Source organism: Eubacterium sp. 1001713B170207_170306_E7 (genome assembly GCF_015547515.1).
Classification (GTDB): Bacteria; Bacillota; Clostridia; order Eubacteriales; family Eubacteriaceae; genus Eubacterium.
The window spans coordinates 112,082-132,905 of record NZ_JADMVE010000005.1 but is presented as its reverse complement, the minus strand read 5'-3'; the positions used below and the strand labels follow the sequence as shown (position 1 = coordinate 132,905).

At 47.8% G+C, this 20,824-nt stretch carries 17 protein-coding genes; 14 read left to right on the top strand and 3 right to left on the bottom strand.

The features are described 5' to 3' along the window. Nucleotides 1-21: 21 nt before the first annotated feature. A complete protein-coding gene (locus I2B62_RS13375) occupies nt 22-1,623 on the top strand; it encodes a BCCT family transporter (RefSeq protein WP_195269577.1) in 1,602 nt (533 codons plus the stop codon). A gap of 61 nt (nt 1,624-1,684) precedes the next feature. Here the strand turns inward: I2B62_RS13375 and I2B62_RS13370 are convergent, their stop codons facing one another. After that, nucleotides 1,685-2,323 carry a TetR/AcrR family transcriptional regulator gene (locus I2B62_RS13370; RefSeq protein WP_195269576.1) on the bottom strand — a complete coding sequence of 213 codons (639 nt, stop codon included), beginning with the start codon at nt 2,321-2,323 and terminating at the stop codon, nt 1,685-1,687. A gap of 252 nt (nt 2,324-2,575) precedes the next feature. Here I2B62_RS13370 and I2B62_RS13365 point away from each other — a divergent pair, with 252 nt between their 5' ends. Genes I2B62_RS13365 through I2B62_RS13355 form a run of 3 tightly spaced genes read left to right on the top strand, consistent with a single transcriptional unit; the run spans nt 2,576 to nt 6,676 of the window. Further along, nucleotides 2,576-4,015: a trimethylamine methyltransferase family protein gene (locus I2B62_RS13365; RefSeq protein ID WP_195269575.1), complete on the top strand. Its 1,440-nt coding sequence runs from the start codon at nt 2,576-2,578 to the stop codon at nt 4,013-4,015. 12 nt (nt 4,016-4,027) lie between these two features. Continuing rightward, entirely contained in the window at nt 4,028-5,296 is a 1,269-nt protein-coding gene (locus tag I2B62_RS13360; protein WP_195269574.1) for an MFS transporter, read from the top strand. A gap of 42 nt (nt 5,297-5,338) precedes the next feature. Next, a complete protein-coding gene (locus I2B62_RS13355) occupies nt 5,339-6,676 on the top strand; it encodes a sodium/glutamate symporter (RefSeq protein ID WP_195269573.1) in 1,338 nt (445 codons plus the stop codon). 110 nt (nt 6,677-6,786) lie between these two features. Here the strand turns inward: I2B62_RS13355 and I2B62_RS13350 are convergent, their stop codons facing one another. Continuing rightward, a complete protein-coding gene (locus tag I2B62_RS13350; protein WP_347707822.1) occupies nt 6,787-8,253 on the bottom strand; it encodes an L-serine ammonia-lyase, iron-sulfur-dependent, subunit alpha in 1,467 nt (488 codons plus the stop codon). Nucleotides 8,254-8,559: 306 nt separating this feature from the next. On the opposite strand from I2B62_RS13350, the gene I2B62_RS13345 reads away from it, so the two are divergent. The 7 genes from I2B62_RS13345 (at nt 8,560) to I2B62_RS13315 (ending at nt 17,140) form a co-directional block, all read left to right on the top strand. Continuing rightward, the gene (locus I2B62_RS13345; RefSeq protein ID WP_195269571.1) at nt 8,560-9,126 is read left to right on the top strand and encodes a helix-turn-helix domain-containing protein; all 567 of its coding nucleotides are present in this window, start codon (nt 8,560-8,562) and stop codon (nt 9,124-9,126) included. Between the two features lie 343 nt (nt 9,127-9,469). Continuing rightward, nucleotides 9,470-10,930 (top strand): trimethylamine methyltransferase family protein, encoded by a 1,461-nt coding sequence (locus tag I2B62_RS13340; protein ID WP_195269570.1) that lies wholly within the window; start codon nt 9,470-9,472, stop codon nt 10,928-10,930. A gap of 97 nt (nt 10,931-11,027) precedes the next feature. Beyond that, on the top strand, nt 11,028-12,296 hold the full coding sequence (locus I2B62_RS13335; protein ID WP_195269569.1) for an MFS transporter: 1,269 nt from the start codon (nt 11,028-11,030) through the stop codon (nt 12,294-12,296). Nucleotides 12,297-12,438: 142 nt separating this feature from the next. Beyond that, on the top strand, nt 12,439-13,749 hold the full coding sequence (locus tag I2B62_RS13330; protein WP_195269568.1) for a sigma 54-interacting transcriptional regulator: 1,311 nt from the start codon (nt 12,439-12,441) through the stop codon (nt 13,747-13,749). Next, the gene (locus I2B62_RS13325) at nt 13,746-15,116 is read left to right on the top strand and encodes a sigma 54-interacting transcriptional regulator (RefSeq protein WP_195269567.1); all 1,371 of its coding nucleotides are present in this window, start codon (nt 13,746-13,748) and stop codon (nt 15,114-15,116) included. The genes I2B62_RS13330 and I2B62_RS13325 overlap by 4 nt, the downstream gene beginning before the upstream one ends. Nucleotides 15,117-15,300: 184 nt before the next feature. After that, entirely contained in the window at nt 15,301-16,737 is a 1,437-nt protein-coding gene (locus tag I2B62_RS13320; RefSeq protein WP_195269566.1) for a trimethylamine methyltransferase family protein, read from the top strand. A gap of 25 nt (nt 16,738-16,762) precedes the next feature. Next, nucleotides 16,763-17,140 carry a Rid family detoxifying hydrolase gene (locus tag I2B62_RS13315; RefSeq protein ID WP_195269565.1) on the top strand — a complete coding sequence of 126 codons (378 nt, stop codon included), beginning with the start codon at nt 16,763-16,765 and terminating at the stop codon, nt 17,138-17,140. 55 nt (nt 17,141-17,195) lie between these two features. Here I2B62_RS13315 and I2B62_RS13310 read toward each other — a convergent pair whose 3' ends face one another. Continuing rightward, complete coding sequence (locus I2B62_RS13310) at nt 17,196-18,581, bottom strand: sigma 54-interacting transcriptional regulator (RefSeq protein WP_195269564.1); 1,386 nt, start codon at nt 18,579-18,581, stop codon at nt 17,196-17,198. 194 nt (nt 18,582-18,775) lie between these two features. Here I2B62_RS13310 and I2B62_RS13305 point away from each other — a divergent pair, with 194 nt between their 5' ends. Genes I2B62_RS13305 through I2B62_RS13295 form a run of 3 tightly spaced genes read left to right on the top strand, consistent with a single transcriptional unit; the run spans nt 18,776 to nt 20,808 of the window. After that, entirely contained in the window at nt 18,776-20,059 is a 1,284-nt protein-coding gene (locus tag I2B62_RS13305; RefSeq protein WP_195269563.1) for an aconitase X catalytic domain-containing protein, read from the top strand. Continuing rightward, the gene (locus tag I2B62_RS13300; RefSeq protein ID WP_195269562.1) at nt 20,060-20,482 is read left to right on the top strand and encodes a DUF126 domain-containing protein; all 423 of its coding nucleotides are present in this window, start codon (nt 20,060-20,062) and stop codon (nt 20,480-20,482) included. It abuts the gene before it with no gap. Then, entirely contained in the window at nt 20,482-20,808 is a 327-nt protein-coding gene (locus tag I2B62_RS13295) for a DUF1904 family protein (protein ID WP_195269561.1), read from the top strand. The genes I2B62_RS13300 and I2B62_RS13295 overlap by 1 nt, the downstream gene beginning before the upstream one ends. Nucleotides 20,809-20,824 lie beyond the last annotated feature (16 nt).

Below are 20,824 nucleotides of genomic sequence, written 5' to 3'. Positions count from 1 at the left end.
GTAAGAAAAGAGGAGAGGAACATGTCAGGTAAAAATAAAGAAAAGAGTGTTTGGCAGGAAGTCGATAAGCGTGTGCTCATACCCGGAGGCATCTGTCTGCTCCTGGTCGTTGTGGCCGGGGCGGTATTCCCCACGCAGTTTGAGACAGCGCTGAGCGTCTGCGTGGACTGGATCATGGCGCATTTTAAATGGCTCTATATCGTCTGTGTCTGCGCCATTACGGTGGTCTGCTTCTGGTTGATTTTCAGCAAATACGGCAATATCCGGCTCGGCGGAAAAAAGGCCAAGCCAAGCTTCAGCATTTTTACCTGGTGTACCCTGTCCCTCACCGGCACCATCGCCGTGGGCATCTGTTTTTACGGCGTGTCCGGCCCGGTCAACGCCTTCATGAACCCGCCGGAATTTCTGAACGTGGCGCCCGGCAGTCCCGAGGCGGTGATCCCCAGCTTAAAGTACTGCTTTCTGCACTACGGCATCCCCCCGTACTTTTTGATGGTCTTTTTTGCCATGATCCTGGCCCTTGTCTATTACAATGGAAAACGGGACCTGCGGGGCAGCTCCACCCTTTTCCCGCTCATCGGCGAAAAGTCTAAAACCTGGATCGGCGGCATCGCCAATATTCTGATGGTGGTGTGCCTCATTGTCTGCGGGACCAATATGGGGCTCGCGGTCATTCAGCTGAACGCGGGCATTGGGACAGTGGCCGGGATGAGCGAGACGCCAAGCTTCGAGGTTACGCTGATCATTGTCTATACTGTGGCCACCGTGATCTTTGCCACCTCCGGGGCCCATAAGCTCATGGGGCGTTTGAGCAATATCAATGCGGTCTGCTACGCCGTGATTCTCGTTTTTGTCATACTGGCCACAAGCGCCAATGAAACCTTTACCCTGCTCTTCACAGCCCTCGGCGAATTTGTGCGGGATTTTATTCCCATGATCACCTTCGGCGACCCGGTCTACCAGACTGGCTGGCAGAGCAGCAACTCCATGTTTTATTATGCCTGGAACCTGGTGCCGGCGCTCATGCAGGCCCTGTTCTATGTCAGTATCGCCTACGGGCGCACCCTGCGCCAGTTTTTGCTGGTCAACTGCCTGCTGCCCTGTACGGTTGTGTTTACCTGGTACGCCGCCTTTGGCGGAAACGCCATGATGGGCATTTTAAACGGCAGCGGCCTGTTTGACCAGATGCAGCAGTTCGGCGACGGCATTGCCACCTTTGCCTTTTTAGATACCCTGCCCCTGGGCGCAGTCATGAAGTGGGTCTTTATCATTGTCGCCATGATGACCTTTATCACCTTCTCGGACTCTGTGGCCTACTCCTTCCCCATGCTTCTGATGAAAAAAACATCGACGGATATCTCAATGACCAAAATTCCCAAAGCCTTAAACGCAGCGGTTGCCATCTTCATGGGCGCACTGACCATGGTGCTGCTCTTTGTCGGCGGCTATGACGCCCTCAACCAGGTCATCGTCGCGCTGGGATTTCCAGCGGTTATCTTTACGATCATTGTGCTCATCGCCGGTGTGAAGTTTATCCTGCACCGCGATCGTTATGACGCGACTTATATTGAGGAGATGGAGGAGGAGAAGCAGAAGGAATACATGGAACCTCTAAACAAATAAATTTAAACCCCGTTTCTCTTTGCTCTAAGAGAAACGGGGTTTTGTTTTTAACGCAAGCCCTTTACAAAATTGTATAATGCATAACTGGTATCTGAGCGAGCTCTTTTTCAGCCCTGCCAATGTACTCCCGGGCTTCCTGATAGGAAAGTCCCATCATCAGCATGCGGGCAATATCTGTTTCATCACGTATTTCTTCGTAGGAGATTTCGATGGTACCGGAAATTTTTGCCTTGTTCAGAGCAGTCCAGATTCCATTGGACTTAATGCCAAGTTTTTCGGAGAATTGATAGTCCTCAGTCCGGTTCATATCCTGAAAGGCGTTATAGGTAAACAGAAATAATGGCGGTGATATATAGTCTGCATCCATCCAGGTTTCAATATAAAAATCTAAATCATTTTTACTGCTGAGCAGTTCACGCAATATGCAGCGGTAAAAAACAAGAGAGTAGAGCAAGGGGTCCTGATCATCCAGATAATCATGCATTGCTTTAGCGCATTTTCTTGAAAAATCATCACACATCATTTTTGCAATGGTGTACTTTCCATCTGGAAAATAATAGTAGGTTAAGGACACATTTACGCCTGCTGCCGCAGCGATATCACGCATTGAGGTTCCGTCATAGCCATTTTGCTTAAACAGATTTTTGGTTTCACTTAAGAGCTTATTATAGATTTCATTTTTATCTCTTTTTTTTGCCATTTTAACCCTCGGTTATCCTGTTTATGTATTTCATTCATTATACACTCTGAAAAAAACAAAGTCAACAGACTCAATATTTGTTTTAAATTATTTTGAACTGTTTAAAATAATTTAAAACAAATATTGACAAATTTAAAATATATTTATATAATGGGTTCAATAAAGGAATGAAGTCCTTTACCAAACTGTTGAGTAAGACACTGCTATTCTAGACGTGCCAGTGTTTACTTGTTTTTGCATAGGGGGAAAACATTGAAAGCATATGAAAGATTTATTTCAAAGAATGATGTTCTGAAAATCCATGAGAATAGTTTGGATATTTTAGAAACAGTAGGCATGGAATTTGACCACGATGAAGCCTGTGAAGTGTTTAAAACGCATGGCGCGAAGATTGATGGTCATAGGGTTTTTATTCCCAGAAAAATGGTTGAGGAAGCACTTAAGCTTGCAAGGCCAAGTTTTGAGTATACGAGCCATAAGTGCACGAAAACGGTCGGTAAGGGGTCAAAGCTTTTTGTTCCACTGGCCGGATATATTTATAATAATGACCATGGTAAAATTCGTAAATGTACGAACCGGGATTATGTTGAGCAGTTTATTCTGTCTGAAACAAGCGATGTTATCAATGTGTCTAACTGTAATTTTATGATCGAAACCGATCATTTAACGGACGCGCAAAGGCGTTTTGGCTCCATTGCCATTATGCTCAGGTATTCAAAAAAAATGACTTTATTTATCAGGCCAAATCCGCTTAAGGATCCGGCTGAGAAAATGCGGGCGATCTGCAGAGAGCTGTTTCAGTTTACGCGCCGCTTCGAAGGAGTGTCAAAAGATAAAATCTGTGGCCTTGGACTGACAACGACGCTGACACCGCTGAGCATGCACTTTGCTCCGGTCGAGATGATTTTCACCTGCTGCGAAGAAAATCAGGCGCTTTTGATAACCAGCGTGCCAATGCCTAAAATGACAGTACCGGGCTCTATGGCAGGAGAGCTTGCGGTCAGCAACGCAGAAGTTTTAGGCGGCTATGTGCTGGCAAAGCTTCTGAACCCAGAGGTTGCTGTTGTCTATGGGAATACACCCGCTTCTGCCAATCTGCACACCCTGCAGCTGTCAATCGGTTCTGCTGAAACGGCCCTTGGTGTCTATGCGACCGCCGGTCTGGCTGATCTTTATAATCTGCCCTTCAGGACAGGCGGAAGTCTGGCCGACTCAAAAACATGTGATTTTCAGGCAGGATGTGAAACAACCCTGATCACACAGGCAACTGTGGATGCGGATACGGATGTTGTTCTTCATGGTGCTGGATGCCTGGGACAGTTTAATGTTGGCAGCGCAGAGAAATTTGTTTTGGATGAAGATGTCATCCGCTACGCGCTTCGGATAAAAGAAGGTATAAATTGTGAGGACAAGCGGTTTTGCCGAGATGAAATTGAAAAGATCGGCCCGAAAGGGAGCTTTCTGATGGGAAGAACCCCTAAAATGTTCCGCGAGGAGTTTGTCGTGCCGCACCTGTTCAATAAAGAAGATCCGTTGAGCTGGCAAAACAACGGCAATAAAGACATCCTGGAAGCCGCAAGAGAGCATATTAAGAAACGTATTGAAGCATTTACGCCACCGGACATCACAAAAGAACAGCAGAAGATATTAGAGCCTTATTTGCCACCGGAATTCAAAGAACGCATTAATTAAGGAGACAGTAACATGAACGAGAGGACTAAAAAAAAGACGCTTGCGATTTTTATTCTTGTCAGTTTTGTATGCGCATTTGCCTATTATATGCCATCCTTGCGGTATACATTTTACGATCAGATGAAATCAGCGTTTATGCTCACAGATACGCAGATGGGTTTGGTTGCTTCGGCAAAGGCCCTGGCGAATACAATATGCTATCCTATTTCGGGATATTTTGCATCAAAATTTTCCACCAAGAAGCTTTTTATCGTTTCTTTAATCGGATTTTTGGTGTTGACTGCCTGGTATTGGCTGGCGCACACATATGTTGAGGTTATGATTATTTTTGCCCTGCATTCATTCTTTGCCATCGCGACTTTTTGGTCGGCTTATTTAAATGCCGTCCGTGCTCTTGGAACAGAAGAAAATCAGGGAAAAATGTTTGGCAGCAGTGAGGCAACGCGCGGGATTGCGCAGACCATCGCCGGATTCATTTGCCTGTGGATCGTCGGACAGGTTGGGAATTCACTTTTTACAGGATTCCGCGGCGCGCTCTTTTTCTGCATGATCGCCTATGTTTTGCTTCTGGTTGCGACAATTTTTGTTATGCCAGACGAAGACCCGGTTAAGGCCGGGGCAAAGAAAGACAAGTCTGGACTCAGGGGATTCATGGAGGCTGTGAAAGATCCGGCGATATGGGTAGTTACTTTTGTGGTTATGTGCGCCTATGTGTCGTGGACGGTTGGAAACGGCTATATGACAACCTACACAGTGCGGGTGCTCAATATTTCACAGCAGACGGCCAGCACAATTGGTATTGTCAGGAGCTACATAATTGTTTTGGTAGCCGGATTTTTAGGTGGATATGTTGTCGATAAATTTTCATATAAAGGACAGGCTTTTATTGTGCTTTTCACCTTAGTTGCAGGTTTGACCGCCGGTGTGATATTCACGTCCTTCAACGTCACTTTGTGTGTGATCATTACGCTGGTTTTGGCGCTTATTGTTAACATTATGAAATCAACCTACTGGTCAACAATGGGGCAGGCGGGTATTTCGATTGAAAAAACAGCCATGGCAACAGGCGTCATATCTTTTATTGCTTTTATTCCAGACTTTTTTGTAGGGCCAATCTGCGGATCCTGGCTCGATGCGGCAGAAGCGGCCGGCAATGTTGCGGTTGGATTTAATAAAATATTTATTTTTCTCATTGCTTTCTCAGTTTTGGGAATCGCCTCGGCAGTTATTCTGCTCAAAAGGACAAAGAACGCAGAAAAAAGCGCCGACAATACGATTTAAAATGTTTTGTACAAAAGAGACAGAACAGAATGGAGGGGGATCATGGAGTTTTCGTTTAACACTTTGCTGATTGACTTTGCTCTGGCGTCTTTACTGATAGTATCCGCACAGTTTTTGCGGTCAAAGTTAAAAATTGTTCAGAGGCTTCTGTTACCCGCTCCATTGATTGCAGGGGTTATTGGTTTGATTGGCGGGCGCTGTTTTTTGAACGTTTTACCCTTTAGTAAAGAAATTATCAATTATCCGGTTTTTCTCATTGTGATTCTTTTCGGCGGCTTATTTATTGGAAATAAAGGGGCAGGCCTGATGCAGGCCATAAAAAAGACACAGGACACTTTCTATCTCAACCTTGCGGCTGAGCTGGGGCAGTATGGATTTTCACTGTTGGTGGGATTTATCTTTATTCCTGTTCTTTTCCCGGCAGTCAATACGTCTATCGCGCTGCTGCTGCCGTCCGGATTTGTCGGCGGACACGGATATGCTGTTGCCATTGGGAGCACGCTTCAGGAGATAACAGGCTGGGAACATGCTGTTGCCATTGGCCAGACGTTTGCCACCATCGGTTTAATCGTGGCCCTCTTAATTGGGATTATCCTAATAAAGTATGGCATATCAAAAGGATACCCTACGTATATTAAAAGCATGCAGAAGCTGCCAGAGTCGATGCGGACAGGATTTTATTCACAGAGTGAGCAGGATGCCTATGGCAGAAAAACGACATCAGCGATTTCAGTTGAGACTTATACCTGGCATATTGGTTTAGTGTTAACCGCGACGGGCGGCGCCTATCTGATTGATTTCTATTATCAAAAGCTGGGTCTGCCCTTTGCCCTTCCGCTGGTCTGCCTTGCCCTTTTCTGTGGCATTGTGATCAATGCCTTTTTAAAAGCAGTTAAGCTTGATCGATATGTGGACAAGGAGATTATCACGCACATCGGCAGCTCCATTACCGATTATCTTCTGTTCTTCGGCGTGGCGTCACTGGATATTAAAATTGTGTTCACGTACTGGAAGCCCATACTCTTTCTTTGCCTGTTTGGTATTTTGTACTGTATTGCGTTTGTTTTTTTCATTGGAAAGCGTTATTTTGTATCGAACTGGTTTGAACGCGGCATCTTTATTTTTGGGTGGAACACGGGAATTGCAGCCATGGGAATCATATTACTCAGAATTCTTGACCCTGAATTCAGAACAACGGTTTTAACGGACTATTCCCTGGCCTATTCTGTCATCGCTTTGGTGGAGATTTTGATTGTGACATTTCTGCCGGTTTTTGTGGGATATGGATATGGTATTGTATGCGCCGCTTTCCTGATTTTGGCTTTTGCTTTGCTGGTTCTGCGGGCAAGACACTATAAAAATTTAACAGAAAAAAAATAACGGATTTTATGCCGATGCTTTAAATTTTAGCAGCCACCTTTTAACTCGCTGAAAAGTGGCTGCTTTTTGTTTTAACGCCAGTTTGACTGATTGAGCAGCCTCTTGTTTTTCTACCGCTGCTGGTTTCTCAAGGCCTGTTCCTTTGCCAGCTGCTGGCCGCAGGGCGTTGTGCATAAGCCGCCCTTGCAGGTGCAGCGCAGCTCGCTTGGCAGCTGCATGCCGACTCGGAACATTGTTTCTGCTGCCTGATCCAGCGGGATCAGCGGGTCATAGCCCCCCATCACCATGTTTGCGCTGACAAGGGAGTTGGCTACAGACATGGCGTTACGGCTGATGCAGGGCAGCTGCACCAGGCCGGCCACCGGGTCACAGATGGTTCCGAGAATATTCTGAACCGCGCAGGAGGCGGCCATCAGGGACTGCCTTGGCGTCCCGCCCATCAAAAATACGAGCGCCCCGGCCGCCATGGCTGACGCGGCGCCTGGCTCCACCTGGCATCCATACAGCTCTGCGGAATAATTGTGATCCTTAGACATGGCGATGCCGATGACAGCGGTGGTCAGCATGAGCTTTATTTTTTCATCCATGCCCAGATTTAACTGGTTTGCCGCCGCGAGAACTGCACCGGGAAAAATACCGGCAGAGCCGCCGGTAGGCGCGCAGAGCACCACGCCCATGGCGCTGCTGTATTCCATTGTCGCCATAGACCAGGGGACCATGGTATTTAAAAGCCCCATATCCAGAGCACTTCGGTCATGTGTAACGAAGTTTTCGATTTTTCCGGCAGTTGGTTTTAGCACGCCGTTCATTTCGATATCGCCCCTGAGAGCCTCCCGGACACCGGCTTCCATGGTTTCGATGACAAAGCGCATATAGTTCTCTATCGCCTCAGTTGTCCAACCACTTCTGGCTTTTTCGTAGTCGATGGCCAATTCCCAGAGCGCTTTATGGTTTTCTTCGGCTAAACGCTGCAGTTCCTCCGCGCTGTGAAAGGGGAGCGCCGCGTTTTTATTGGAAGTGACCACCAGAATCGGGGTGATAAGGTGAACACTCTCAACGTTTTCAAGTTGATTAATCCGGTTGATGGTTTCTTCGGGAATTTCCGTTCGACTTTTAATATTAATGAGACAGCCCTTATCTCCGGCTGAAAGCGAGAAGCCCTCGTTTTCGGAAAAAAGCGAGAGACAAGTCTGCATCAGCTTTTCGGCTGAGTTTTCTCTCGCTTCGCTCTGTACCACCAGCTCATAGCAGTCGCCTGTGATGGACACGTCGAACCCGTTTATTTTTAACAAACGTACAGTTCCTCCGCCTGTCGAGTCGGTATAGACCTCGGCGGTCTCTCCGCAGTCATCCCAGAGTGTCATACGCGAAAGGTTGGGCTTTGTGGGTACAAAGTCACTGATTTCAAACGTGACCTCCAGACCCGCTTCATCGGCCAGGGTAAAAGCGTCGCGCAGGCGCGGGTCCTCCGGTCTGTGGCCGAGAAGCCCGTTAATAAATCCCATATCCGAGCGCTGCCCCTGGTACATTTCGGTGTAAGCGCCGGTCTCTGCAAATTCAATTCGGACTTTTTTCAAGTTTCCCCTTACGAGCTGCCTGCACAGATAGCCGATTCTTGAAGGTGCGCACGTATGTGAACTTGAAGGACCAACCATAATAGGACCTACAATATCGTTAAATATACTTGGACTTTGACGTTGCATGATAAACCTCCTGCTCTCCATTGATCTTTAGCGGTATTATATAGGACTGCCGGACAAAAAGCAAGGAAAATTTCATATATATGAAATTTTAAATTATATATTTATGAAAATGAACGTTGTGTTTTTCTATAAATACAGTATAATAAGGATAAAAGAATTTTGTGCCAGAAAGGATTTGTGATGAAGAATAACAATCAGCACGCGCCTGCAAAGATAGGGGGAAAGCTCCGGGACTTAAGAAAGAAAAACAAGCTCACGTTAAGACAGCTTTCCGAAGCGGCAGAGCTTTCAATCGGCTATTTAAGCAATCTGGAGCGCGACGCCTGCAGTCCCACCCTTGAGAATATTCAGAAAATATGCGGTATTCTGGATGTTTCTCTGAACGAGCTGCTGGAAGAAAACGTCGAAAACCGTACGGTAATCCGCAAGAAGGAACGCAAGGTGGTCTTTGAAAAGGAAGATGCCGTCTGCTATGAATCCGTTGTGTTTGGCGAGGGCCTGATGGAGGGCTTATGCATTACGCTGGAGCCCCACACAAAATACGACGCCTCGAACTGGGTGCATAACTATGATGAAATCGGGCTCATTCTCGAGGGGAGCATGGATATACGGATCGAGAAGGAATACCATCATTTAAACAAGGGCGACGCGTTTTATATCAAAGCGAAAACAAACCACAGTCTGAGCAATGACACCGAATCCCGCTGTGTCAGCTACTGGGTAAAAAGTCCACAAACAAAGGGATGAAAATTTTATAAATATGAAATATTGGGCGCTTGAATTGGTAAGAGACAGAAAGACAGATTTTTAAAATTTCATATACAAAAAATGTGGTGAATGCCGCTGGATTTATGGCTGAGCAGCCTGCCCTCTCCGGGAAAATTTTTCTGGAGAGGGCTTTTTTCATAATTATTATACTGCTTGCCTTAAAACAGGTCATATTTTAATAAAATTGAAAAATAATTTTAACTGCTTTTTTGAGAAACGTCTGTTTACAGGGGTTTTGTACAGATTATAGTTTTGGCACAAAGCTTGCATTAGATAATTCACAACAAATGCGCATTGTAAATTTACGGAGGTATGGATTATTATGTATCAAAACAGAAAATTGTATGAGAAATATATCACAAAAGAGCAGGTTGAGCTGATTCATGAGTATTCATTAAAAATTCTGGAAGAGGTTGGCATCGCCATCGAAAATGACTATGCACTGGAGGTGTTTAAAAAACACGGTGCAAAGGTAGAGGGCCAGGTGGTCCGTATTCCAAGGCAGGTGGTTATGGAAGCGATCGCCAATGTCCCCGGAGAATTTACCGTTCACGGGCTGGAAAAGTCTGTCACCATCGGGGAAAAGTATGACCCGGTTAATACAGGGCCGAGTGTTCCAACCATGATTCAGGATTTTAAAAATGGCGGCGGCTACAGGGATTCGCTGCTTTCCGATGTGGTTAATTACTATAAGCTGCAGGAAACCAGCCCGGTGGTCAATATCGCCATGAACTCCTGCACAGACACGCCGGATTTGAACAAGTCCGTGGATGATTATTTCACACCGCAGCTGGCCCTGTCGCTCAAATCCGTCACCAAACCGATTTACCAGGTACACTGCGTGAATACGGAAAACTATAAAAAGACCGACCTGATTCAGGCCAACCGCAATGTTTTAAACTTTCAAAAGCAGTTTTATGATGAATGGGATAAATATGTCAGCCTGACAAACTGCTGCGTTTTGTCACCGCTGGCCATCGGCTCGGATGTCGCGGCGGCCTTGATCGGATGCGCGCTCGAAAATCAGCCGGTGATTCCGATCTCCTGTTCCATGACGAATCTGACTTCGCCGCCTTCTCTGGCAGGCACCATCACCCACGACAACGCGACACTGCTGAGTGCAATCACTTTGGTGCAGCTAATCCAGCCGGGCCTTGGCTGTGTCTACGGAACCGTCACCACACCGACTGACATGCGCACCATTCAGCTGGCCATCGGTTCACCGGAATCCTATCTGATGATGATGGGCTCAATTGCCATGGCAAGATTCTACGGCTTCCCGGTACGCTCCGGCGTTGGCGGAAGCAACAGCTTCGATTTGGACTACCAGGCCGGGGTTGACGCGTTTATGATGCTGGAACCGGGGTTCATGGGAAAGACCGATTTTATGCTTAACTCGGTGGGAAGCTATGGTACCTATAATCTCGGAAGCCCTGAAAAGGTAGTTCTGGACGAGCAGACGATTCTTTATCAGAAGCGCATCAATGAAGGGCTAAACGTTACGGCTGAAACCATTATGTTTGACAACATTAAGGAGGTTGGCCAAAGAGGCAGTTATCTCCAGGGGAGAACGCCTAAAATATACAGAAAAGAGCATTTACTGCCGCTTCTGTTTAACCGCGATGGCGGCAAGCCGGGCAGTTTGATGGAAAGCAAGGGAACACTGATTGAAAGAGCGACCAAAGAGGTGGAAAAAAGATACGAAGAATACAAAGCGCCCGATTTAACGAACAGGCAAAAAGAACTGCTGAACCCGTATCTGCCGGAAGGCTATAAATTTTAACATGCTGAAAATTCCTTATTCAGAAAAGCGTTGCTTTCTGAATAAGGATAACCCTTAAGGGGTGGAACAGAGGGGATTATTTAAAGAGGAGATTCTCATGAAAAAATTTAATTTTCAGACGTTTATGGTGTTTTTTATTCTGAGCGCCACGGTTGCGCTGGCGTACCAGATTCCCTATTTAAGGTATACTTTTTACGATCAGTTTGCTGCGGCATACCAGTTTTCAAACACGCAGATCGGCCTTTTAGCTTCGGCGTTAACCTTTACGAACACAATCTGCTACCCGATCGGCGGTTTTGTTGCGGATAAATTTTCAACCAAGACCCTGATCTGCATTACGCTCGCGGCCTTTGCCATTCTTACCGCTGTCTTTGCCTTTACAACAAACTTTATTGTCTTAATCATCGTTCATATTTTATACGGGTTTTTCGGAATCGCGACCCTGTGGTCTGCCTACCTTAACGGTATCCGCAACCTGGCGGACAAGGATAACCAGAGTAAAATATTCGGCAGCAGTGAAGCGACGCGCGGCATTATCCAGACCATTATGGGCTTTGCCTTTCTAGGGATCCTGGGACTGATGGCCAGCGACGCAGCCGGAATTAAAGCAGTGCTGCTCTTTGGCAGCGGCGCCTGCGTTGTATTCTTTGTTCTGGCGCTCATCTTTCTTCCCAAAACCGAGATCAAAGCCCCGGCAGCGGAAAGCGCAGAGGAAAGCGGCAGAAAATATTCTCTGATGGAGGTGCTGAAAAATCCGGGTGTCTGGATTACCATTTTTGTCATCATGTTTGCCTACATTTCCTGGACTGTGGGCAATGGATACCTGACGACTTATACCGTCCAGGTTTTAAACATTTCCCCGGCAACGGCCAGCGCCCTCGGCATTGTCAGAAGCTACATCATTGTTCTGCTGGCAGGCTTTATCGGCGGCTTTGTACTGGACAAGTTTACGTATAAGGGAAAGGGCTTTCTGGTGTTTTTTATTGCCATCATCGTTGCGATTATCGGCGTTATGTTCACATCTGCGGTTATTCCGCTGTGTATCGCTCTGACGCTTGTCATCGCGTTCCTGGCCAATATTATGAAATCAACCTACTGGTCCATCATGGATCAGGCAGGCGTTCCGCTGGGCATGACCGCCATCGCAACGGGCATTATCTCCTTTATCGCTTTTATTCCCGACTTTTTGGTCGGCCCGATTTGCGGTAAATGGCTGGATGACGCGGCGGCAGCCGGAAACGTAGCCGCCGGCTTTGACAAAATTTTTATTCTGCTGATCGTTTCCTCCGCCATCGGCATTGTATCCGCCATCTTGCTGACGAGAAGAACCAAAAAACTGGAGGCACAGCAGGAAAAACCAGAATAGGCTGATTGACGGGTAAAGCTAGCTCAAACGCCGTTATCCGGCTGCCGGATAACGGCGTTTTTTAAGAAATAAAAACGGCTGAGACTTTTTTGCTCAAATCTTTTATAATTAAGAAAACGGAAACAGAAGGGAGGACGCGTTTATGAGCCCGTGTGCGCTGGATAAAAAAATGATGCTGGAAATATTGAACAACCTATTTCCGGGTATTTTTGTGACAGACAGAGGAGGAAAGGTACTCTACGTCAATCCTGCCATTCTCAGGCAGTACGGAAACAAGCCGGAGGACCTGGTAAATGTGATCGACTGGGGAAAATGGGAGGGCATTGTTTTTCCAATACTTTACAGACATCAGCTCAGAGAGCAGCGGCTCCTGTTTTACAAACAGTACTTCCGGTTGTCCAATACCTATAATACCTCGGCGACCGTGCCGGTTTTTCATCAGAAGGGCCCGTATGATTATACTGTGCACGTAATTCAGGAAGACGGTCTGCGGCCAGACGCGCCGGAACCGGACCAGCCCTTCCCGGTCTTTTCCAAAAACGCCGCAATGCAGTCTAAGCTGGAGCAGCTGATGACCATAGCAGGTTCGGATTTACCCATACTGCTTCAGGGGGAAAGCGGAACCGGAAAAACCTATTACGCCCGCCTCATACACGCGAACAGCCCCAGAAGGGACGCGCCCTTTATTATGCTTAACTGCGGCGCGATTCCGGAATCCCTTATCGAAAGCGAGCTCTTTGGATACACCGGCGGCGCGTTTACCGGAGCGGAAAAAAACGGCAGGAAAGGCTTTTTTGAACTGGCCGATCACGGGACGCTTTTTCTCGATGAAATTGGGGATATGCCCATGCATTTACAGGCAAAGCTTCTGCATGTTCTCGAAAGCCAGACCATACGCCCGGTTGGCTCAACGGAGTCCATTCCCATTGATGTGCGTATTATTACCGCGACGAACAGAGATATCCACAGCCTTATCTCTGATAAAAAGTTCCGGCAGGATCTTTATTGGAGAATCAGCGCTTACACCAGCATCATCACCCCGCTGCGGGAACACAGGGAAGATATTATCACTTTAGCCCTTGAATTTTTAGAGGATTTGAACCGGGAATACCAGACCCATAAGCATTTTTATCCGCTGATTTTTATTTATCTGCTCGCCTACCCGTGGCCCGGGAATATCCGTGAGCTTAAAAATGCGGTCGAGCGCGCGTTTATTTTGACGAGCAGCAATGAGATCAATGAGGAACGCCTGCCCAAAGATATTCTGGGCGTTTTTAAAGACCGGCTGTACAAATACAGTCATGATTATGAAGGCATCGTCCGGCAGGCTGAGACTGTGCTTCTGAATATCGCCATCGTAGGTCAAGGGACGGATTCAACCAAAAAAATTGCCGAGTTTCTGAACATAACCTATACTCAGGCTTTATACCTAAAGGAAAAGCACCTGTCATGAAAAATTATAAAGACCATTTAAGCTTTCCAGAGTATTACTGGAATTATTTATACGACATGCCGGATCAAATATTTTCAGACACGCTGGAAAAGCTATATCTGGGCATAATCGTATGGGATGCCAGCGGGCGCGTTCTGTTTGCAAACCCTGCCGTAAGGAGATGTTATCAAACCGAGCCAGCATGGATGAGTGCGTATTTTGAGGATAAACCAGCGCGGACAGAGCAGCTCCCCTTTTCCCCGGAAATCCGGGAGCCCCTTGTTTTTGCGCCATCTGCGGATATGACCCCCTCCGTTCAGGTGAGGATCCTGCGGCCAGTCTTTTCAGATGACGATAAAACACAGCTTAAATTTGTCATCGAGCTGTTTCAGGAAAAGCTGCCCTATCTGGATGTGGATGGCTCAAAGGAAAACCTGTACGCGGATAAGGACAGTGCGATGCAGGATATTGTGGGACGGAGCCTGTCCTTTTTGCGGCCGCTGATTGAGTTGAAAAAAATTGCGGATTCCAATATGCCCGTTTTGCTTTTGGGGGAAAGCGGCGTCGGAAAAACACTGATCGCGCAGTATGTGCATGAATGCAGTCCCAGAAAAGAGCAGCGTTTTTTCTCAGTCAATTGCGGAGCGATTCCGGGTAATCTGCTGGAGGCAGAGCTTTTCGGCTATGCGCCCGGCGCTTTTACCGACGCCAGTAAAGCCGGACGCAAAGGAATTTTTGAGATTGCAGACCGAGGAACGGTCTTCTTGGATGAAATCGGCGATATGCCCCTGCCCCTTCAGGTCAAAATTCTTCATGTCATTGAAAATAAGCGTCTGGTTCCAGTCGGCGGCCGGGAAGCTATCCGTGTGGATGTCCGCATCATCACCGCTACCAATAAGAATCTGAAAGAAATGATCAGAGAAAATCTTTTCCGTTCAGATCTGTATTGGAGGATCAGCACCTTTTACCAGACGATCCCGCCGCTGCGTGAGCGTAAAGAGGATATTATTCCCCTGGCTCATTTTTACTTAAACCAGCTGAATGAGCGATACGATACCCATAAGATTTTTGACTTCACGACCCTGTACACCCTGATGGACTATGAATGGCCTGGAAATGTCAGGGAGCTCCGGCACGTTGTGGAGAGAATGTATTTTCTGAGCAGGAAATCCATTATCTATTTTCCGGATTTCGAGATGGTTCAGAAGGTGGAGGCAGAGGAAGAAAAAGCGCCGGAGTATGATTTCGAGTTTATTCTAGATGCCATCAAGGGCCATTTGGTACAGAAGTCCTACGCTGAAAATAAAACTTCACACCGAGTGGCCGAAGATTTAAACATTTCACCCTCCAAAGCTTACCGGCTGATTAAAAAGTATTGTGAAAGCTGAAACAGGAAAGAGAAGTATGTTTATCTATTTTTAAAATCAAAAAAGTAAACTTATCTAAAAATAAATAGCATTTTTTAAAATAAGGGTCATTTATCGTGAAAATCGGGTGAATCAGGCATGGCACGCTTCTTGCATTATATTAAAATCATAAAAACTATCCGACGATATAGTAAGGAGTTAAAAAATGAAAAAATATGAGCAGTATGTCTCAAAAGAAGATGTCTTAAAGATTCACGCGTATTCAGTCAAGATTTTGGAGGAGGTCGGCGTGCGGTTCGAGCACGAAAAGGCTTTGGCAGTATTTAAAAAGCATGGTGCCCGGGTGGAGGGCGAGACGGTTTTTATTCCGGAAAAGATGATCGACGAGGTGCTTAAATATGCGAAGAAGGAATTTACCATCCGGTCCTGCAAGGGGGACATCACCATCGGCGGGGGTGAGCAGCACAGCATTGGCATTTACGGGAATATCTACAGGCATCATCACAACGGCAGAATCGAGAAGATGACCAACCAGGATGTCCTGGACCAGTTTAAGCTGGCGGATACCAGCAAGATCGTGACAGCGGCGTCCATGAACTTTTTCCTGAGCTATGACAGCAGTTTTACAGAGGAGCAGAAAATATTCGGGAACATTGCCATGATTATGAAATACGGACACAAGCCCATGATTATGGCGAGCCCCAACACCTTTGGCATGGATGATGAGAAGGTTTCGGTCGCTTTCAGAAAAAATATTGAGCTCATCAACCGGTTTGAGGGAAATGAAGATGTCCACAACGCTTATGTGGTCAACACCCTGTCGCCGCTCACCCTGGATCATGACCCCATTGAACGGACCTTTATTTTAGCGGAAACCAAACAGGCCATCATTGTGACACCCTGCGCCATGCCGCTTATGACTGCGCCGCCGTCGATGGCCTCCATGCTGGCCATGACCAACGCCGAGGTGCTGGCAGGCTATACGCTGGCCAAGCTGCTCAACCCGGAGGTGCCGGTGGTTTACGGCAATACCTCTGCCGCGACGGATATGCGCACCGTGCAGCTTTCCATCGGGTCGCCGGAATCGGTGCTGGTCAGCTACGCGACCGCCGGACTGGCGGATTATTATGGTCTGCCCTACCGTACCGGCGGCGGCCTGAGCGACGCCAAGCAGCCGGATATTCAGGCAGGGGTTGAAACCATGATGAACATCGAGGCCACCAGAAACTGCGAAGCCGATATTGTGCTGCACACCTGCGGCTGCATGGGCTCCTTTAATGTAACGGACTTTGGAAAATTCCTGATCGACGAGGAAATGCACAACATGGCGCTTCACATCAACCGCGGGATCAACTGTGAGGATGAGCGCTTCTGCTTCGATACCCTGAAAAAGGTTGGGCCGAGAGGGGTGTTCCTAAAGGGAAGAACGCCGAAAATGTACCGGGAAGAGGTCTATCTTCCAAAATACTTTAACAAGGACGACCCCAACCAGTGGCAGAATAAGGGCAGCGTCACTGTTATGGATGCAGCGGAGCAGGATGTGAAAAAGCGGCTTGAGTGCTTTACGCCCAGTGAGATCACTAAGGAACAGAACGAGCTCCTGATGCCTTATATCCATGAGGCGTACCGCGAGAGCATTTGAGCAGGATAAAAAGGGAGCGTAAACAATGGAAAAAGTGATGATCCATACGAAGGAAGCGCCGGAAGCCACGGGCCATTACGCCCAGGCTGTTCTGGCGGGTGGTTTTATCTTTACCTCCGGGCAGCTGGGGCTTGTGCCGGAAACCGGCGAAATGCTGGAGGGGATTGAGGCACAGACAAAACAGGCTCTGGCAAATACCGAGAATGTTTTAAAAAAGGCGGAGATGAGCCGGAGCGATATTGTAAAGGTAAATATCTTTGTAAAAAATCTTGATGACTTTCCGGTGGTGGACGCGGTCTACGCTGCGTTTTTTCAGGATCACCGGCCTGCACGCTGCAGCGTGCAGGCGGCAAAGCTGTACCCGGGCAGCCTGATTGAAATCGAGGTGATCGGCGCAAAATAAAGAAAGCATTCCATGATTCACACTCTTTTAAAAGCGGCAGCAGTCTGCCGCTTTTTTATTTTTCCAGATCGGCACAGTATTTTTTCACAAGGCGGTAAGCCTTGTTTTGGGAAAGCCCCAGCTTTTTCTGTACTTTGGTAATATTTTTTTCCTTTTTGTAGCAGGCTCTTATAATATTGCGTTCATAGGCGTTCATCATCTCGTCAAAGGTGCCCTCGGGCTCATAGGGCGTATCGACGTCCAGGCTTTTTATTTTTCGGGGAAATTTATCCGGCGAGATATTGTAGCCCGGCGACAGGATATAGCACCGTTCGATGATGTTTTTAAGCTCGCGCACATTGCCGGGCCAGTCGTATTGCAGAAGATAGCTGATGAACAGAGGGTCCATTTTTTTGTTGGTGCCGTTCTCCCGGTTATTCTGCTGTAAAAAGTGGAAGGCCAGGGGCACGATATCATCCTTGCGCTCTCTCAGCGGCGGAATGATGGAGGTGATGGCATTGATACGCCAGTAGAGGTCATCCCGGAATTTCTTTTCCTCAATGAGGTGCTCCAGATCCTGGTTGGTGGCGCTGATGATGCGCACGTCGACTTCGATATATTTTTCTGAACCGATGGGCAGAAATTTCCCGGTTTCCAGCACAAACAGGATTTTGGCCTGGAGGGACAGCGGCAGATCGCCGATCTCATCGAGGAACAGGGTGCCGTGGTTGGCAAGCTGAAACAGGCCTTTCTTTCCCTTTGGGTTCGCCCCGGTAAAGGCGTGGGGCACATAGCCGAACAGCTCGGATTCCAAAAGGTTTTCGGGGATGGCCGCGCAGTTAATCTCAAGAAAAGGCTGATCCTTCCGCTTGCTGCAGTTATGAACATAGTGTGCGGCCAGAGATTTGCCGGTTCCCGATTCGCCTAAAATCAAAATGGAGGTTTTTGACTTGGCGGCGCGGCGGAGGGTCAGAAGCTCCTGGAGGTAGAGCTTGCTCTCCCCGATGATATCCTTAAAATTACTCTTGGTGTTTTCGGTACTCTGGTAGTAAATTTCATCATAGCTGCGGTCAAACTTTACAATGTTGTCCTGGGTGATGCCGAGAAGCAGGTCAATATCGTGATTTTCATCCAGAACAGGAATCGCGATGGTGGTGAGAATCTCTTTGGAAAAAAAGTGCATCTGGCGGTAAAAAAGGGTCCGTTTTTTTTCAAAGACCTCCTTATAAGCCGGCGGCGAGACAATGCCCTGCCAGATCCCCCAGTTTGAATAGGTTACAAGCTCCTCGGGCCTTTTACCATAGTGGCGTGTGATGGCAGGGTTTGCGTAGACGGTGTTGCCGTCGCGGTCGCTGACATAGATGCCCAGATAAAGGTGCTCCAGAACCCTTAAAAAAAATTCCTTTGGCAGACGGTCCAGATACTCCAGGTATTCCGGGCTGTGGTTAAAAGGGTTTTCCATGAAATCATCAGCCTCCTTTTGTCTAAAAATAAATACTGTCTATGTTTCTTTTTTATTTTTAGATAATTTTTTTATAATTATATCACAGATTCGGGTAAAAATGCGGGGATTTTGTTTTTCTCAAATTGGCACGATACTTGCGTTTATTAATAGCATCGAAACCATTACCGGTAATTACGAACAAGGAGAGAGAAATGGTAAAACTAACGGAATACGAAAAGCGGATGCTTGACGGTGAGTTTGGGGAGTTCAAACAGATCGCGCTGCAAAAGATCATTGAATACGCCCAGTCCCTCGGAGCACAGGAATTATGTGAGGTATCAAAAGCGACGCTTTATTTTGGCGCACACCCTTATCTGGAATCCCTGGGTTCGGAGGATTATGATGAAATATTTTCTAAGATGTACCTGTGCGCGGATAAAACGATCCCCATGGGTGAAATGGAAAAGGGGTGCTTCTGCCAGACCTGTGTCGCGCCCTGTGACCAGTATGTTTACGAGCCGCTGCACCTGGATAAGGCGCTGTTTGAAAAAAACAGAGAATTTCTTGAAATCACCAAGAAAGCAGGCGTGTCCATCACAGGCAGCTGCACCCCCTATCTGATCGGATGGATTCCTTTAAAGGGAGAACATTTTGTAACCACCGAATCCAGCAATGTGGTCATGTGCAACTCGGTCTTTGGCGCCTGCGGCAATTCGGACGGCATCGAGGCCGCGGCGTGGAGCGCGGTCTGCGGCAGAACGCCGCTCTGGGGAAATCATACCAAAGAAGCCCGCGTCGGCACCATTGTCTTTGAGATTGAATGCCCCTCGGAAACAGAGGTAGACTGGGACATCATCGGCTATACGGTTGGCCGCAAGCTGCCACCGCACGGTGTGCCGGTCATTGACGGCCCCTTCAAAAAGCCCAACCTCATTAAGCTCAAACAGTGCTTTGCGGCCATGGCCACCACCAGCGGCGCGGAAATGTGCCACATCGTGGACTTTACACCCGAAGCGCCGACCCGTGAGGCCGCCCTCGGCGGTAAAAAGGACGCGCCGGTCATAAAGATTACGCAGCAGGATTACGATGAGTCCTTTGCCATGCTGTGCGATAAGGGTGAGCACACCGTTGATTTCATCGCCCTGGGCTGTCCCCATTACACGCTGGAAGAAATCCGGGACGCAGCGCTGTATATCGAAGGAAAAAAAATCGCGGAGAATGTCGAGTTTGCGCTCTGGACAGACTACGCCACCAGAGAAATGGCGGTTCAGAATGGCTACTGCAAAATGATCGAGGACGCCGGGGGCTATATCATGACCAGCGGATGCCCTCTGGTCATTGGCAGCAAGTACTTTGGACACGCCCAGGGAATGGCAACAGATGGGGCCAAGCAGGCGCATTATATCCGTTCAGAGTTTACAAATCCGGTATATTACGGCGATAAATACGCCTGTATTGATGCGGCGGTAGCCGGAAAATGGTTGGAGGGAAAATAAATGGAAATTCTAACAATGTATGGACGCGGCGCGTATCACGGAGTCGCCGAAGGCGAGGCTTTGGTATGCAGGGAAAGTATTCAGGGCTGGGCCGGCGTCAGCGACACCACCGGAGAAATCATTGAAAAGGGCCACGCGGAGGAAGGGCAGAATATTAACGGGAAAATTCTGGTTCTGCCCTGCAGCAAAGGCTCTAACGGGTGGTCCTGCCACTTCCATTCGGCGATGATCTCCGGGTTTAAGCCGGCGGGCTGGATTTTCAGCAAGATGGATTCCCGCGCCGGTGTGGCAACGGTGGTCATCGGGTCACCTGCGGTGGCGGACATTGTCTCAGCCGACCCATGTGATGTGATCGAGACCGGCGATTGGGTTAAAATCAATGGCTTCGAGGGAATCGTAGAAGTCTATAAGAAGGAAAAATAATGCCGAGAGTCACCATACACGGGATTCCCTGCCAGTCTGCAAAAGCATTGGCGGAATCTGTCAGGGAGATTATTGTGGAGGTCGCTGAGACAAAGCCGGAGTATATCCACGTTTTATTTCAGCAGACCGTCCATTTGGATAAGATGGAAGAAGAAACGTGGATGCCCATTGCGGATATTTTATGGCTGGGGCGCTCTCAGGAAATCCAGGACCGGACCGCCAAAGCGCTGACAGCGCTGTTCAGGGATAATGGATTCAGGGAGGCGCAGGTGACCTTTACCGATCTGCCGGCCAGCTGCTTTTATGACAATGGGGAGCACTATTGAGTCTCAATGAAAAATT

Excerpts from the sequence above, each read along its gene's own strand:
- I2B62_RS13340 (WP_195269570.1), top strand. The coding sequence starts at position 9,470 with ATGTATCAAAACAGAAAATTGTATGAGAAATATATCACAAAAGAGCAG.
- I2B62_RS13310 (WP_195269564.1), bottom strand. The coding sequence starts at position 18,581 with ATGGAAAACCCTTTTAACCACAGCCCGGAATACCTGGAGTATCTGGAC.
- I2B62_RS13300 (WP_195269562.1), top strand. The coding sequence starts at position 20,060 with ATGGAAATTCTAACAATGTATGGACGCGGCGCGTATCACGGAGTCGCC.
- I2B62_RS13330 (WP_195269568.1), top strand. The coding sequence starts at position 12,439 with ATGAGCCCGTGTGCGCTGGATAAAAAAATGATGCTGGAAATATTGAAC.
- I2B62_RS13355 (WP_195269573.1), top strand. The coding sequence starts at position 5,339 with ATGGAGTTTTCGTTTAACACTTTGCTGATTGACTTTGCTCTGGCGTCT.
- I2B62_RS13305 (WP_195269563.1), top strand. The coding sequence starts at position 18,776 with ATGGTAAAACTAACGGAATACGAAAAGCGGATGCTTGACGGTGAGTTT.
- I2B62_RS13320 (WP_195269566.1), top strand. The coding sequence starts at position 15,301 with ATGAAAAAATATGAGCAGTATGTCTCAAAAGAAGATGTCTTAAAGATT.
- I2B62_RS13375 (WP_195269577.1), top strand. The coding sequence starts at position 22 with ATGTCAGGTAAAAATAAAGAAAAGAGTGTTTGGCAGGAAGTCGATAAG.
- I2B62_RS13370 (WP_195269576.1), bottom strand. The coding sequence starts at position 2,323 with ATGGCAAAAAAAAGAGATAAAAATGAAATCTATAATAAGCTCTTAAGT.
- I2B62_RS13315 (WP_195269565.1), top strand. The coding sequence starts at position 16,763 with ATGGAAAAAGTGATGATCCATACGAAGGAAGCGCCGGAAGCCACGGGC.
- I2B62_RS13295 (WP_195269561.1), top strand. The coding sequence starts at position 20,482 with ATGCCGAGAGTCACCATACACGGGATTCCCTGCCAGTCTGCAAAAGCA.
- I2B62_RS13325 (WP_195269567.1), top strand. The coding sequence starts at position 13,746 with ATGAAAAATTATAAAGACCATTTAAGCTTTCCAGAGTATTACTGGAAT.
- I2B62_RS13335 (WP_195269569.1), top strand. The coding sequence starts at position 11,028 with ATGAAAAAATTTAATTTTCAGACGTTTATGGTGTTTTTTATTCTGAGC.
- I2B62_RS13345 (WP_195269571.1), top strand. The coding sequence starts at position 8,560 with ATGAAGAATAACAATCAGCACGCGCCTGCAAAGATAGGGGGAAAGCTC.
- I2B62_RS13360 (WP_195269574.1), top strand. The coding sequence starts at position 4,028 with ATGAACGAGAGGACTAAAAAAAAGACGCTTGCGATTTTTATTCTTGTC.